We start from the raw sequence: 16,138 nt of genomic DNA on the forward strand, positions 1-16,138 counted from the left end.
TACAATAATTATTTAAAAAGGCAGGTTAGAAACATCTACATTTCCACCCGATATTATGACTCCTATTCTTTTATTTTTAATCTTTTTTTTATCCTTTAAAACAGCAGCAAAGGCAACCGCACTTGATGGTTCAATTATAATTTTCATACGCTCCCAAATCAATTTCATGGCATTAATAATCTCATCTTCTTCAACGCGTATTATTTTTTCAACGTGTTTTTTTATAATTGGAAAGTTTCTATCTCCTAAATAAGTTCGCAAACCATCTGCTATGGTATTAGAGGTCTCATTTTTTTCAATATTTCCAGAAATCAATGATCTATAGGCATCATCAACTGCCTTAGGTTCTCCTGCAACTACTTTACACGTATTAGAAAAGTGATTCGCTGCTAAAATAGTTCCTGCCAACAACCCACCACCGCCTACTGGCGTGAATATATAATCTAGATCGCTATAATCTTCTAGCAATTCTATAGCTGCGGTTCCTTGACCGTAAATAACAGTATCGTCATTTGAAGGATGGATAAAAGTTGCGCCTTTTTCTTTTTGAATTCGTGCTGCTCCACTTTCTCTCGCATTTATATTAGAATCGCATTCAATAATAACACCTCCATAAGTTTTTACAGCCTCTTTTTTTACCTGCGGTGCATTTTTGGGCATTACTATATAGGCAGTCACTTCCAGGCTTTTGGCTGCCAATGATAAGGCCTGAGCAAAATTCCCCGAAGAATGTGTAACAACGCCTTTTCTTTTTTGTTCATCGGTTAAATTTAAAATAGCATGTACCGCCCCTCGCATTTTAAACGCTCCCATTTTTTGAAAGTTTTCACACTTAAAAAAAACCTCAGCTTCACATATCGTATTTAATAACTGTGATGTTAAAACTGGGGTTCTATGAATATAGGGTTTTATAAGATTGTGAACTTTTTGCAAGGTAAGTTTATCCATCATTAGTAACTACAATTTTAAACCTTGTAAAGCATCTAGTGTAGACACTGGGTTTTCATTATATTTTAAGGTCCACCCTAAAGAGTTTGTTAGAATATAAAATTTTGACAACTCGCTTATTAACCTATTTTTAGCATTTGCTTTTAAATCGGAAGCTTCTAATTTCTTATTTAATGATGTTTTTACAATATGCTTTATCTCGTTATAATCTTTAGCTTCAAAAGGATTTAAGAAATCTGACTGAATATCGTAATATTCAAAGTCTGGGCTAATTTTTATTTCTTCTTTTGGAATACTCAAAATAGTTAATGTTTTGCCTACATCGTCTATTTCAAATTCAATTTCGCTTAAATCATAAGCTATGGTAACATCTGCATTCACAACAACTAATGCTTTTTTTTCTGAAGTAAAATAGTCACCAAAAATCTCTTTAGAATTCTTATAATTAAAGACTTCACTAAAATGACCTTCGGTCACAACCAACTTTCCAACATTTTTAATTTGTTCTTCAATTAGTGTAGAACTTTCTTGAAGTATTATTTTATCTTTCTGATTATCTCCACAATACTTAAAAGTAAACAGAACAATTAAAGTAATTATAACGCCAAATAGAATTTTTCTCATATGCTAAGTAAAGAAATATTTTGGAACTATACTTCTTCAATATATACTTAAATATACATTCTCACTTTCACTAGAATGACAACTTCTGTTCATACTCACTCGCATGCTTCAGAAGAATTGTTCTCTCGTTTAAACAAAAAAACATTAGTTTTCTCCGACATAAGAAGTCTAAACTAATGCATTTATGAAATTTTAACTAACAAGTCAAAAATAATAAACTTGCTTAACAGTGATATTAAGTAAAAGTTAAACTAAAGTTATAATATAACTCCCAATAACACAATCAATTTCGGATGTTTAAGGCTAAAAAAATGGCATAAAAAAAACACCAATTGTAAATCTTTTTATCGATTTAAACCATTGATGTTTTTGATATGAACTGATTAATAGCATTTTAAACGTACAATTATTAGTTTTAGAATCCGCAATTTTTCGATAAAGCGTTATTAAAAAAGATAAAGCGTTATAATATTATTTACCACTCTTAATTAATAAATATCAAATACAGAGATACTTACCAACAGTACCAAGGCATATTTTTCTCATTAAAACCTCTATAATTGATAAGTATATTCAAAATACGATATGTAAAAACTGGGATTGGATTTCATTTTTTTTAACGGCTATATTTTGAAGAAATTTTTGGTGTGCTTCTGAATTTGGATTGAATGGCTTATGTTGTAATCCTTTTTGAATAACATCGATTTCTCCCATTGTTTTATATGCTATTGAAGCCATCCAAACCTCTTGAAAACGTTCCCAGATATAGTTGATAGCTGTTTTGTTTGGGTGAATCATATCCTCTGTATAAAAACGATAATCGCGAAGTTCATCCATCATAATTTCATAAGAGGGAAAGTAGAATGATTGACGATTAGCAATTGATGATTTTTGATTTAAAAACTGGTGTATTCCTGTTATTAAATGTGCTTTACTCTGTGTGTTTTCAATAAAACCATCTTTTATATGTCGTACGGGTGATACAGTAAAAATAATTGACGCTTCAGAATTTATACTTTTAATTAAACTTACTAGTGTTTTTATAGATGTATAGACCTCTCCTACCGAAAGCAATTCTTTTGTAAATTGTTTTTGAGGAATCTTATGGCAATTTGCTACAATCTCTTTGGTTTCAACAGAACGATATACCCAGACAGTACCAAAAGTAATAACCACATGCGTTGATTCTTGAATCTGTTGTTTTGTTGATCTTATGTTCTTGTTTAAATTAATCAACAAATCATCCTTTGAGGTGTTGCTTAATTTTGAATGTGCATCAAAACAATGCCATTGTTCATTATGAAAAAAGATGTCTTCTTCTGTATATGTCTTTTCATTTATTGCATCAGAAACTAAATTTTCAATGGCTTTAGGATGAAATAAAATACCTAGTGGGTTTTGGGTATTTTTAAATTTAAAATAATCTAACTTTTTACCAATATTTTCCACAAAACAAGACCCTAATAGAAGCATATTAGAGTTATAGTCTATTAGATTATTAGACTGTTTTTGTAATAATATTTTGGTTTGAAGTTTCATCTATTTTCTCACAAAGATACAAAGACGCAAAGTCGCAAAGTTTTCTTTTTATAAACCATTAACCATTCTGGTTATTCCTGTTTTTATTAAAGGGCTATTAAAATTAATTAGAAGCCCTAGTTTCAAACCGCTTAACTTCAAATACGTCATTAATTGTTTTGGATGAACGGGGTGAATTTCTAAAACGGATTTTATTTCAATAATCACTTTGTTTTCAACAATTAAATCAGTTCTAAACCCTAAATCTAATTTTTTGTTTTTCCAAACTACCGGTAACTGCTTTTGACGTTCTACTACAAACCCTTTTTCAGTTAATTCAGAAAACAAAACTTCTTCATAAACGGACTCCAACAAACCTGGACCTAAATTAACATGAATATGATAACAACAATCAACTATTTTTGTAGCTAAGTAGTTTTCAAAAAGCACTTCTTTATTCCCCATATAATTTTATTTATTTAATTATTTAGATTATTTAATAATGTTTTTTTTCTCGCTAATGCACTAAGGCATTAAGCTTAAAAAAGGGGCTTTATTTGTTTGTTTTTCTTTTTGCGGATTAGCTATTTAATCCAATCTTGGATATTCACAATACATCATATAACTTTGCGGCTTCGTAGCTTCGCGAGATCATTTTAAAACGCGCTTCATTTGTCCCCATACAATTCTGTTTTTTTTAATTGTTAGAGTGATTTAGTAATTTTTTTTCTCGCAAAGACACTAAGGCGCTAAGCTAAAAAAAGGAGCTTTATTTGTTTGTTTTTCTTTTTTACGGATCAGCATTTAATCCAATTGGATATTCACAATACATCCATAAAACTTTGCGGCTTCGCGGCTTCGCGAAACCATTTAAAAAAGCGCTTCATTTGTCCCCATACAATTTGTTTTTATTAATTGTTAGAGTGATTTAGTAATATTTTTTTCTCGCTAAGACGCTAAGGCGCTAAGCTTAAAAAGAGGGCTTAATTTAGTTTTTTTGCAGGTCAGCATTTAATCCAATCTTGGATATTCACAATACATTCATATAACTTTGCGTCTTTGCGGCTTCGCGAGACCATTTTAAAAACCCCTTCATTACCCCATACAATTTGTTTTTATTAATTGTTAGAGTGATTTAGTAATATTTTTTTCTCGCTAAGACGCTAAGGCGCTAAGCTTAAAAAGAGGGCTTAATTTAGTTTTTTTGCAGATCAGCATTTAATCCAATCGTAGATATTCACAATACGCCGTATAACTTTGCGTCTTTGCGGCTTCGCGAGACCATTTTAAAAACCCCTTCATTACCCCATGCAATTTTGTTTTTTTTAATTGTTAGAGTGATTTAGTAATGTTTTTTTCTCGCTAAGGCGCTAAGGCGCTAAGCTTAAAAAAAGGCTTTATTTGTTGTTGTTTTTGCAGATCAGCATTTAATCCAATCTTGGATATTCACAATACATCCATATAACTTTGCGGCTTTGCGTCTTCGGTAAACTATTCTATATAATCTTTTGCCTTCTCTAAAGCGTCATTAATCCCGTTTGGATTCTTACCTCCTGCAGTTGCAAAGAATGGTTGTCCGCCGCCACCGCCTTGGATATATTTTCCAAGTTCTCTAACTACTTGTCCAGCATTTAATTCTTTACTAGCCACTAGTTCTTTTGATATATAACAAGACAACAAGGCTTTTCCGTTTTGCTCTGCTCCAAATAACAGGAATAAATTATCAAACTGACTCCCTAGCTCAAAAGCAACATCTTTTATGCCTCCTGCATCTAAATCTATTTTTTTAGCTAAAAACTGAATGCCATTAACATCTTGCAACTCACTTTTAAGTTCGCCTTTTATATTTTTGGCTTTATCTTTTAAAAGTAATTCTATTTGTTTTTTAAGGCTCGTATTTTCTTCTTGTAAACTTTGTAATGCTTTTACAGGTTCCTTTGTATTGTTAAGCAAATCCTTCATTTCAAAGTAAGCACGGTTATTTTCAAAATAAAAATCTTTAACAGCATCATTGGTGATGGCTTCAATACGACGGATTCCCGATGCTACCGCTCCTTCAGATACTATTTTAAAATGCCAAATATCGGCCGTATTTTTTACATGCGTTCCACCACAAAGCTCAATAGATTGTCCAAAACGAATGGCACGAACCGTATCGCCATACTTTTCACCAAACAAACTCATAGCTCCATCTGCTATAGCTTCTTCCTTAGGTATATTCCGTTTTTCTATTAAAGGTAATTTCCCAGCTATTCTCGCGTTTACAAAATTTTCAACATCACGTAATTCTTCAACTGTTAATTTTGAAAAATGAGAAAAATCAAAACGCAAATACTTTGAGTGCACGGCACTTCCTTTTTGCTCTACATGTGTCCCTAAAACCTCTCTTAAAGCTTGATGTAATAAATGCGTAGCGGTATGATTACACTCAGTTCGATATCGCTGTTTAGAATCTACAACAACCTTAAACGTCTCTTCAATATGCTTTGGTAAGTTTTTAGCAAAATGAATGATCACATTGTTTTCTTTCTTAGTATTTAGTATATAAATAACATCCCCGTGGGCATCTTCTAAATACCCTTTATCGCCTACTTGACCACCTCCTTCGGGATAGAATGGTGTAATATTAAATACCAATTGATACATTTCACCGTCCTTTTTAGACACCACTTTTCTATACCTAGTTAATTTCACATTGGCTTCAAGCGTATCATAACCTATAAATTCTTCTTCGGCATCATCAAATAAAATGGTCCAATCGTCGGTTGACATCTCACTAGCTGCACGCGAACGATTCTTCTGCTTCTGAAGTTCTGCATCAAAACCTTTTTCGTCAAGTTTTAATTCTTTTTCACTTAAAATAAGCGCCGTTAAATCTATCGGAAATCCATAGGTGTCATATAATTCAAAAACCTTTTCTCCAGATACCGTATCACCTTTAGTTTCTTCAACAATTCGGTTTAACAATACCAAACCTTGATCTAAAGTTCTTAAAAAAGATTGTTCTTCTTCTTTAATAACATTTTCAATAAGTTGTTTTTGAGCTTTCAATTCTGGGAAAGCTGTTCCCATTTTCTTACTCAAAACATCTACTAATCTGTAAATAAAGGCTTCTTTTTTATCTAAAAACGTAAAACCATAACGGATGGCACGTCGTAAAATTCTACGAATAACATAACCTGCTCCTGTATTACTGGGGAGTTGTCCGTCTGCTATAGAGAAAGCTACAGCTCTAACATGATCGGCTATAACACGAATGGCTACATCGACATCTTCTACCTTGCCATACTTCATTTTAGCTATCGTTTCTATTTCCCTAATTAAAGGTATAAAAACATCTGTATCATAATTAGATTGCACTCCTTGCAACACCATACACAAACGTTCAAAGCCCATTCCTGTATCAATATGTTTATCTGGAAGATCTTCTAAACTACCGTTTGCTTTCCTGTTGTATTGCATGAAAACCAGATTCCAAATTTCTACAACATGTGGATGATCCTGATTTACTAAATCTTTGCCAGGAATTTTCGCTTTTTCTTCCGCAGATCGAATATCAACATGTATTTCACTACAAGGCCCACAAGGTCCTTGTTCTCCCATTTCCCAGAAATTATCCTTTTTATCACCTTTTAAAATACGGTCTTCTGCAATGTATTGTTTCCAAATATCGTAAGCTTCAGTATCCATTGGAAGGTTATCGGTATCATCACTCCCTTCAAAAACAGTCACATATAGTATCTCTTTATCAATACCATAAACTTCTGTTAATAATTCCCAGGCCCAAGCAATCGCCTCTTTTTTAAAGTAGTCACCAAAACTCCAATTACCAAGCATCTCAAAAAGCGTATGGTGGTAGGTATCGTAACCAACTTCTTCCAGATCGTTATGCTTTCCTGAAACACGCAAACACTTTTGAGAATCGGAAATTCGACTATTCTTTGATTGCGCATTTCCTAAAAAGTACTCTTTAAAAGGTGCCATTCCAGAATTTACAAACATTAAAGTAGGGTCATCTTTTAACACCATGGGTGCAGATGGGACTATACTATGCTTCTTTTCCTTAAAAAAACTTAAAAACTTTGATCGTATATCTTGTGATTTCATGTATTTTTATTAAAAATCTTGTTTCTATTAAATTACTTTTAAAAGGAAGCAATTTTTATTTTATATTTACTCTTCAAATTTACCCTAAATTTAAGGTATCGTAATCCTACATTGAAAAATAATCGTAAATAGATTATAATTATTTTTTTGTAGGTTTGCCCGTTTGCATATTAAATGCAATGATTGCTATTACCTCAATTTAGTTGCAAAAATAGTATAATTTAAGAAATGAGTAAGGTAAAATATTATTACGATTCTGAATCGCTCTCATACCGAAAAATAGAACGAAAAAAGAGAACTACTTTTAAGTATGTGTCCTTCTTTATTTTAGGCTGTGCTTTCTTCGCTTTTATTTTCGTTTTTATTGCTAGTCAGTATATTGAATCTCCTAAAGAAAAAGCTATGAAACGTGAGTTGCAGAACATGCAACTACAGTATGAATTGCTTGATAAAAAAATGGCTGAAGCTGAAGCTGTTTTAACAAATATTGAAGAGAGAGATAATAATATTTATCGTGTTTATTTTGAAGCAAACCCCATCCCTGAAGCACAGCGTAGAGCTGGATTTGGAGGAATAAACAGGTATAAAGATTTGGAAGGGTTTGATAATTCTAAATTAATAATAGAAAGTAATAAACGTATCGATATATTACAAAAACAAATTGTGGTACAATCTAAATCACTCGATGAAATTGCTATCTTAGCTGAAGAGAAAGAAAAGATTCTGGCTGCCATTCCTGCCATTCAACCAGTTAGTAATGAAGATTTAACTAGAATGGCTTCTGGTTACGGTATGCGATCCGATCCGTTTACTAAAGCTCGAAAAATGCACTGGGGCATGGATTTTACGGCTCCAAGGGGCACACCTATTTATGCTAGTGGCGATGGAAAAGTTGTTCGTGCCGATTCTGGATCTAGCGGCTATGGGAAGCATATACGAATTGATCATGGATTTGGATATTTAAGTTTATATGCACATTTATATAAATATAATGTGAAAAAAAACCAAAAGGTTAAACGTGGTGATTTGATTGGTTTTGTAGGTAGTACAGGGCGTTCTGAAGGACCGCACTTACACTATGAGATTTTTAAAGATGGCGCACGTATAAACCCTATAAACTTCTATTACGGTAGTTTAACTGCTGAAGAATTTAATAAACTATTGGAGCATGCTTCTTTAGAAAATCAATCTCTGGACTAATGCATATAGATTTACCTGAAAAACGATATTATGCTATTGGCGAAGTCGCCAAAGCATTTAATGTAAACACTTCGTTGATTCGTTTTTGGGAAAAAGAATTTGATGTATTAAAACCTAAAAAAAATGCTAAGGGCAATCGTAAGTTCACTCCTGAAGACATAAAGAATCTTAAATTTATTTACCACCTTGTTAAAGAACGTGGATTTACTCTCGAAGGTGCAAAAACGCATTTAAAAGAAGACAAAAAAGATACGCTTTCTAATTTTGAAATTATTAGTAAACTTGAAGACGTTAAAAATCAACTTATTAAAATAAAGCAACATCTTTAAGAATTGGCTACTCTAACTAAAAAATACATTTAATTATGTAACATTTTTAAAAATTAAGTGTCTCACATAAGTAACCACTAACAAATTATACTAAAACTAATTTTATTATGAAGAAATTTTTACCATGGATTATTATAATTGCTTTAATTCTGTTATTGGTTAAATGGGGAGTTGGAGTAAACAATATGCTTGTTGAAAAAGAAGGATTAGCACAAGCTCAATGGGCAAATGTTGAAAGTTCTTACCAACGGAGAGCTGATTTAATACCTAATTTAGTTGCTACCGTGAAAGGTTACGCTTCTCATGAAAAAGAAACCTTAGAAGGTGTTATTAAAGCACGTTCTGAAGCTACAAAAACAACAATTAATGCTGGTGATTTATCTCCAGAAAAAATGGCACAATTCCAGCAAGCTCAACAAGGTTTAAGTGGTGCATTATCTAAATTATTATTAACTGTTGAACGTTATCCTGATTTAAAAGCGGATAAAAGTTTCTTAGAATTACAATCACAATTGGAAGGCACTGAAAACAGAATTAATGTTGAACGAAATAGATTTAATAAGATAGCAGGTGAATATAATATTACTATAAAAAAAATCCCTACTAATTTTATTGCAAGTATAGGTGGATTTGAAGGCATGCCTTTATATAAATCTGACCCAGATAGTAAAAATGCCCCTAAAGTAGAGTTTTAATGTCTAAAGTTGAAGATTTTCTTTCTACTGCTGAAGAACAAGAAATTGTTGAAGCTATAAGATTAGCAGAATTAAATACTTCTGGAGAAATACGAGTTCATATAGAAAAAACATCTAAAGAAGATGCTACTAATCGTGCTCTTGAGCTTTTCCACATACTAAAAATGGATAATACTAAGCTCCAAAATGGGGTGTTAATTTATGTAGCAATTGCAGAAAAAACATTTGTTATCTACGGTGATGAAGGTATTAACAAGGTTGTTGAGAATGATTTTTGGGATAGCACCAAAGATGTTATACAGTCACATTTTAAACAAGGCAATTTTAAACAAGGATTGATTGATGGAGTTTTTAAGTGCGGAGAACAACTCAAACACTATTTTCCTTATACAAATTCGGACATCAATGAACTTACAAACGACATTTCTAAAGGATAGAATTTAAAGTATGCAATTAATTGTTAAACAAAAAAGTATTATTATTTCTTTGTTCCTTACTTTTTTCGCCTTAGGAACAATTTCGGCTCAATATAAAATACCTAAAAGACCTTCTAACAAAAAGCAAACTTTTGTATACGACTATACTAATCCTAAACTCCTTTCAAAAAAAGATAGTATTGAACTAGCTGTTAAGTTAAGGAAATATTCAGATACTACTTCTACACAAATCGTTGTTGCCATTATCAATTCTACTGAAGGAGAATATATTAATTTTTTAGGAGCCCAATGGCTCAAAGAATGGGGTATAGGACAAGTAAAAAAAGATAATGGTATACTAATATTATTAGCAAAGAATGACAGGAAAATTGGAATAAATACAGGCTATGGGATAGAACATCTTTTAACCGACGCATTATCTAAACGTATTATAGAAAGAGACATTATTCCTTATTTTAAACAAAATGATTATTATGGTGGCTTAAGCAGAGGAACTGATGCTATTTTTGAAGTACTTAATGGAGAATATCAAGGCACTCGTAAGTCCAATAATAGTGATTTCCCCGGTAAGCTTATATTTATCTTCATTTTTATATTTATCATTATCCTCATTTCGGTGTCTAAGAATAGGCGTGGCGGTGGAGGCAATAGAGGAAACAGATCTAGTGGTGTTGATATTTTAGAAGCTATTATTTTAAGCAATATGGGACGTGGTAATTACCGAAGTGGTTCTTCTGGCGGCTTTGGAGGAAATTCAGGTGGCGGTTTCTCTGGAGGGGGTTTTGGTGGCGGCTTTGGAGGTGGCTCTGGCGGCGGCGGCGGCGCTTCTGGCGGTTGGTAATTATTGATAGCCCTATTGTTCCCAATTTTAAAAATGGCAATAATTAAAATCTACCTATACCTTACTCGGTCTCTTATTTCTCCTGCCTTTCCTAAGCTATTGAATTTCCAGCTAAAACTTAGCATAAAATATTGTTGCAATACAGTGCTTTCCACATCTTCTATATAGTTTTGAGTGGCCACCCTTCTAGCATTGGTATTTTGATTCAATACATCGTAAGCTTTAAGCGTTATGGTTCCTTTATCTTTAAGTACAGAATATGCTAAAGTAGAGTTCCAAAACCAAGCACTTTTTTGAAAGCCATCTGCTATATTAGGATTGTAACTAAATTGAATATCGTTCCGCCATTCGAATTTTCTTGGCAAAAAAGTCACCGTATTTAAATTTAATGAATGTTTTAAAAACTCTTGATTTTCAAAATTGTCAAGATCAAATGTATTTCTTGTAAACGACATTACATATCTAGGATTAAACTCTAAAACATCTTTCCAAACTAGCCTTAATCTCAAGCTAGGAGATAAAGACGTATTATTACTAGCATACTGAATACCATTATTAAAATTTATAGATCTTGTAATATTAGGTCCAACTCCTATATCAAAACTGACTGTTCTTAAGTTATCAATTTTTACTTTTTTGCTAACCGATATATATCCATAAATATTATAAGATCCATTTACATTAGCGTATGTCGTTTCTCTAACTAAATTCTCATCTATTATACTTGTTGAAACTACTTTATTATTTTGGAAAACAGACCTGAAATACACATTAAATCTAGAGCCTTTTTGAAAATCGAAAGCATTATAACGCATATAAATACTATGATTATTTTGTGGTTCTAAATTAGGATTTCCGACTATAACATTTAGTGGGTTTGAAACATTTCTAAATGATTGTAATTGGGATAATTGTGGTGGGTTGTTTCTTAGGTAATACCCCATACTAAGTGATGATTTAGGACTAAACTTGTAACGAAATCTGGATCTTAGTTCCACTGCTTCAAAATCCCTTTTTAGATTGTACTCAGGTCTTAGCAAGTCTCTATTTTCTAAAGTTCTAAAAACATAAGATGTTTCAAAACTAGCAGACCAGATTTTCTTTTTGTATTCAAGCTCAAAAGATGGTGTACTGGTTTCGTTAATATACTCAAAATCGGTACTTAATTCTGTATTAAACTCAGAATACAAACTAGTGTCTGTATCTTTATCAAATGTACTTTTCCTGTCTTCTTGTTTGTTCCTGTTATAATCATATTTAAATTTTAAAAAGAACTCTTTCCCTATTAGTGGTAATCTGTAAGTAACATCAGAGCTAAAATTATTAACCTTATTTTCACTATCTGTATATTGATTTCTTTCAATATTCTCTGTATCATCTTCTAATATTTCAGTCAAGGATTCTAAAAAATCATCACCTTCTCTAACATTTATTTCATTTTCTATACTGAATCTTAAAAATGCGCCATTTGAACCAAATCGTTTTGTAATATCAATATCATTACTGAAGTTTTTACCAAAAGTTTCAACATTTGATTTTGAAGTAGACCTATTTATTAACTCATTAAATTCATCTGATGATGTATTGTCTTCAAAATATATGGTTTTACTTTTTGCATATTTAAAAGAAGGCTCTATGTTTATTAAAAGCGTTGAATCCACTTCTATATCAAACTCAAAATTTGCACTATGATTATCGCTATCGCTAAAAGAACTAGAACCAGACGTTGTAAAATATCTGGAATCTGCTAAAATATTCTCTCTATTACTAGTCTTTTTATTTTCTGAATGACTTCCTGAATAAAAATAATTTGCAGCTACATCTACTTTTTCACCAAACTTATCGGCATAGTTTGTTCCATAATTTTGAGATTCTGTAATCCCTTGTCCACCGCCAAAAGAACGACCATCTATACTAAATGATCCATTAGAACTAACACTCATACTATTAGCTGCACCAAACATTTTACGTATTTCACCAAAACTAAAACCTGGAGAATTAATATCATTACCTCCAGCCAAAACACTTATGCGTTGATCGTTATCAAAATAGTTAAACATCCCTGCATATTCATAATGATCTTCTGTACCCGCTCCTGCAGCTACCCGACCAAAAACGCCTTTATTGTTTTCTTTTTTTATTACCAGGTTTACCGTCTTATTCTCGCCATCAACTTCCTCGCCTGTAAAAGCCTGATCTTTGGTTTTAGTATCTAAAATCTGAATTTTTTCAACAATATCTTTTGTTAAATTTCGAGTCGTAATTGTTGGATCATCTCCAAAAAATGGTTTGCCATTAACTAATACTTTATTAACTTCTTTACCATTTACTTTTATCTTTCCTTCTTCATCAATTTCTATACCTGGAATTTCTTTTAGTAAATCTTCTATATTGGCATCCTTTTTTGTTTTAAAGGACTTCACATTGAATTCTAAAGTATCTTTCTTAATTGTAATAGGCGCTACAGATGTAATAACAATTTCATCTAAAGCATCTGTATTTATTTTTAGGTTTATTTTACCTATATCTATGACCTGTTTGTCTAAATTAATTGTTTTGAAATACGTTTGATAGCCTACATAAGACACATAGAGATTTGCTTTTTTATCAGACGTTTTATTTTCCAATATAAATTTCCCGTTCCTATCAGAAATTGTATAAGTAATTAAAGTACTATCACTAACTCGTTTTAGATATACTGTTGCCGATTCTAAAGGGATGTTTTCTTCTTCAGAAATTAATATTCCTGAAATACTAAATGAATTTGATTGGGAAAAGGATAACGTAGCACATAAAAATGTTAGGCAGAAAATAACTTTTTGCATTTGGTTTGATTCGTTGATTGATTGATTGATTGATTGATTGACTAATAGCATTATAGCTATCAAATATTATACCGAATAAAACGAAAAGACGTTTTTTTACTACCTAATATGTTTTAGACGAATATAATGCACTAATTAAGGCAACTTAAGCTTAGATTAGTATTAAAGAATGAATGATCTTCTATAATATACTAGAATACCTTTTCCTTTTTAGTAAGAAAATATCGCAACTCGACTTCAAAGGCATATAATTATAATAAGCTATTAAACCTAGATCCTGCTAAAAAGCGGGATTAGTTCAACTTACAATTTTGAGAGGTCTAGCTAGACCTCTCAAAATTGAGTGTCACTAATAATCGTTTTTATTTATATTTTTCAAGAATCCCATCCAATAAATAATCGAAAAGATACATAGAAAAATTATCATTAATAACATCACCATTTTTATCAATTACCACATATTTGGGAATACCATTAAACTTGAATAATTGGCGTAAATAATTATAATCGTCTAACGATAGTCTATATGTATTTTTAAGTTCTTGCTCTTCTACAAATTTTGTGTACTTCCCTATTGTTGAAGAACGCTCGTCTGTGATGAATATAAAATCAAAATCTTTATTGCCTTCATATTCCTTTCTGGTGTCTTTCATTCTTTTAATTCCTCCAACACAAGGTGCGCATGATGTTGCCCAAAAATCTACAAATAATATTTTGCCTTTAAATGGTTCTATAATTTTTCTAAAAACATCTGTCGCCCTACCTTCTGGTAATTTAGTCGTTATGGCTTGAATATTTTCTCTTGTATTCATATTACCATCTATATTCTTCTGCGTGGATATCATAGGAAATTTTTTGTTTACAACTCTATCACCTTCCTCTTTTAAAAAAGGATGGACAATTTCATTTTTCAGAGTTTCCCAATATTCATGTGCTGATTTACTATTAGATCTTTTTATATCAAAATCAAGTGCTCTTATTTTTACCATATCATAAACAAGATTTTTTTCCAATTTAAAGATATTAGTAACTACAGAATCTCTTAATCTCCATTTTTCCATTGATATTTTTTCGACCTTAGATTGCGCATCCATTAAAGGCTGAACATATTTTTTTGAATATGCTTTTGATCCATTTTTATAGGCATCACTAAACAGTTTACGCTGTTCATTATACTCTTTCGCTGATTTAAGAGGGTTCTTTTTTTGAAGCTCTATTAATTCTTTATCTTTTTCTGATATTATGATTCCTGCTTCTTTAAAATATTCTAATAATGTTTTTTCTGGTTTTAAGTTTAAGGCACTTTTCTTCCTTTTAGGATAAATAAGTATAGGTTTACTAAACTCAAAACGATTAACAAACGTTCCAAATTTATCCAATACTAAAAGACTTTGGTTATTTAAAGGCATGTCTTGTAAAAAGTCATAATAATCATTTGCTACTGGTGTCTTTAAAATGTCATTAATGGTATCTTTTCTAGCCTCATAGTCTCTTTTTCTTATAAAATCGAATAATTGCGTTGCATGTTCCAAAAGCATATTATTCTTTAATAGCACCGCTGCTTTGGGTGTAATGGTATTATTACTTAAATAAGCTGTTAGATTATCTTTATTTTCTTTAAGGTCTCCTAACTTTTCTTTTTTAAATGCTTCAGGAGATAATTTTTTTATCTTTTTGTTAAAAGCCTTATAGTTAATTTCTTTTAATTCGAAACCAGACAAATCTTCATTAATTCTTGCTAATGGTCCTTTAAATATTACATTCTTAAACTTATGGCGTTTATTTCTAAATTTATCAGCAATTAAAAACTCCTCCCAATCTATAATCATAGCCAGAGTTTGTTGAGGCTCCAGATATAAATTAAAAGTCATACTTCTTTTAAAAGACATACGGGAATATATTGGGTTCGTTAATGGAATATCTGCTTCAAAACGACCATCCGGATGCACTTGAATAACTACTGGATAATCTTCTCGGGTTATGTCGTTACCCATATACATGATGCCAGTTTCAAAACCTAAACGAGGGTCATAGCCTTTTATATAACCTACTAATCTAGCAGCAGACTTATTAAAAAACTGAGAAGCATTAAAATCTTTAACTGGTGGTGCAGTAACTTTAGCCAGTTCTTCTCCCAGCCATTTAGAGACACTTTCTGGAACTTCTTTTGTTTTGACTAGCCTTTTATTCTTTTTAAGTAATGAGATTCCAAAAATCTGATCACTATAATCTATCTTTTTTACATTTGTGTCTAAGGGAGGAAAAATTAAAACGTTTGTTTTCTCTCCAGATTCGGGCATAAATATTCTTTCTCCAAATGCTACACCTTCAACTTCCTTTATGGTATACTTCTTTCCTGTTTCGCAATCTTTAATAAACAAATCTTTTTCAAAATTCACCCACCATTTTGGTAAAAAGGTACTGTGAATATATATTCTGGTATCATTTATATTTAATTCTATTTTTGAGATATGTGTTATGCCACTAATGGTGACTTCAAAAGAAGGGTTCTTAATTGTTTTTTGGGCGTTAATACTGAAGCCTAATAATAAAGTTAGTAAAAAAATAAATGTGATTTTTTTCATAATTGATGATTAAAAGTGTTTTTAATAAA

The 16,138-nt window shown here is 31.5% G+C and carries 12 protein-coding genes; 5 read left to right on the top strand and 7 right to left on the bottom strand.

What is annotated here, in order from left to right; all coding sequences use genetic code 11:
- Nucleotides 1-12: 12 nt before the first annotated feature.
- From Q4Q40_RS09005 to alaS, 5 genes are all read right to left on the bottom strand, one after another.
- Entirely contained in the window at nt 13-948 is a 936-nt protein-coding gene (locus Q4Q40_RS09005) for a pyridoxal-phosphate dependent enzyme (protein ID WP_303301964.1), read from the bottom strand.
- Between the two features lie 9 nt (nt 949-957).
- The gene (locus tag Q4Q40_RS09010) at nt 958-1,572 is read right to left on the bottom strand and encodes a DUF4230 domain-containing protein (protein ID WP_303301465.1); all 615 of its coding nucleotides are present in this window, start codon (nt 1,570-1,572) and stop codon (nt 958-960) included.
- 573 nt (nt 1,573-2,145) lie between these two features.
- Nucleotides 2,146-3,111, bottom strand: a complete 966-nt coding sequence (locus Q4Q40_RS09015) for a GSCFA domain-containing protein (RefSeq protein ID WP_303301466.1) — start codon at nt 3,109-3,111, stop codon at nt 2,146-2,148.
- A 48-nt stretch (nt 3,112-3,159) separates the two neighbouring features.
- Nucleotides 3,160-3,555, bottom strand: coding sequence for a GxxExxY protein (locus Q4Q40_RS09020; RefSeq protein WP_303301467.1), 396 nt, complete (start codon nt 3,553-3,555; stop codon nt 3,160-3,162).
- 1,026 nt (nt 3,556-4,581) lie between these two features.
- A complete protein-coding gene (gene alaS / locus Q4Q40_RS09025; protein WP_303301468.1) occupies nt 4,582-7,197 on the bottom strand; it encodes an alanine--tRNA ligase in 2,616 nt (871 codons plus the stop codon).
- Between the two features lie 228 nt (nt 7,198-7,425).
- Here alaS and Q4Q40_RS09030 point away from each other — a divergent pair, with 228 nt between their 5' ends.
- From Q4Q40_RS09030 to Q4Q40_RS09050, 5 genes are all read left to right on the top strand, one after another.
- Entirely contained in the window at nt 7,426-8,397 is a 972-nt protein-coding gene (locus tag Q4Q40_RS09030; RefSeq protein ID WP_303301469.1) for a M23 family metallopeptidase, read from the top strand.
- The gene (locus tag Q4Q40_RS09035) at nt 8,397-8,726 is read left to right on the top strand and encodes a MerR family transcriptional regulator (RefSeq protein ID WP_303301470.1); all 330 of its coding nucleotides are present in this window, start codon (nt 8,397-8,399) and stop codon (nt 8,724-8,726) included. Before Q4Q40_RS09030 ends, Q4Q40_RS09035 begins: the two co-directional genes overlap by 1 nt.
- Nucleotides 8,727-8,833: 107 nt before the next feature.
- On the top strand, nt 8,834-9,421 hold the full coding sequence (locus tag Q4Q40_RS09040; RefSeq protein WP_303301471.1) for a LemA family protein: 588 nt from the start codon (nt 8,834-8,836) through the stop codon (nt 9,419-9,421).
- A complete protein-coding gene (locus Q4Q40_RS09045) occupies nt 9,421-9,858 on the top strand; it encodes a TPM domain-containing protein (RefSeq protein WP_303301472.1) in 438 nt (145 codons plus the stop codon). Before Q4Q40_RS09040 ends, Q4Q40_RS09045 begins: the two co-directional genes overlap by 1 nt.
- 10 nt (nt 9,859-9,868) lie before the next feature.
- The gene (locus tag Q4Q40_RS09050) at nt 9,869-10,699 is read left to right on the top strand and encodes a TPM domain-containing protein (RefSeq protein ID WP_303301473.1); all 831 of its coding nucleotides are present in this window, start codon (nt 9,869-9,871) and stop codon (nt 10,697-10,699) included.
- A gap of 50 nt (nt 10,700-10,749) precedes the next feature.
- On the opposite strand, the gene Q4Q40_RS09055 is transcribed toward Q4Q40_RS09050, so the two are convergent.
- Both Q4Q40_RS09055 and Q4Q40_RS09060 read right to left on the bottom strand, forming a co-directional pair.
- Nucleotides 10,750-13,524 carry an outer membrane beta-barrel protein gene (locus Q4Q40_RS09055; RefSeq protein WP_303301474.1) on the bottom strand — a complete coding sequence of 925 codons (2,775 nt, stop codon included), beginning with the start codon at nt 13,522-13,524 and terminating at the stop codon, nt 10,750-10,752.
- Nucleotides 13,525-13,886: 362 nt separating this feature from the next.
- Nucleotides 13,887-16,109 carry a TlpA family protein disulfide reductase gene (locus Q4Q40_RS09060; protein WP_303301475.1) on the bottom strand — a complete coding sequence of 741 codons (2,223 nt, stop codon included), beginning with the start codon at nt 16,107-16,109 and terminating at the stop codon, nt 13,887-13,889.
- Between the last annotated feature and the right edge of the window lie 29 nt (nt 16,110-16,138).

The sequence above is a fragment of the Flavivirga jejuensis genome (genome assembly GCF_030540765.1).
In the GTDB taxonomy this organism is placed as follows: domain Bacteria; phylum Bacteroidota; class Bacteroidia; order Flavobacteriales; family Flavobacteriaceae; genus Flavivirga; species Flavivirga jejuensis.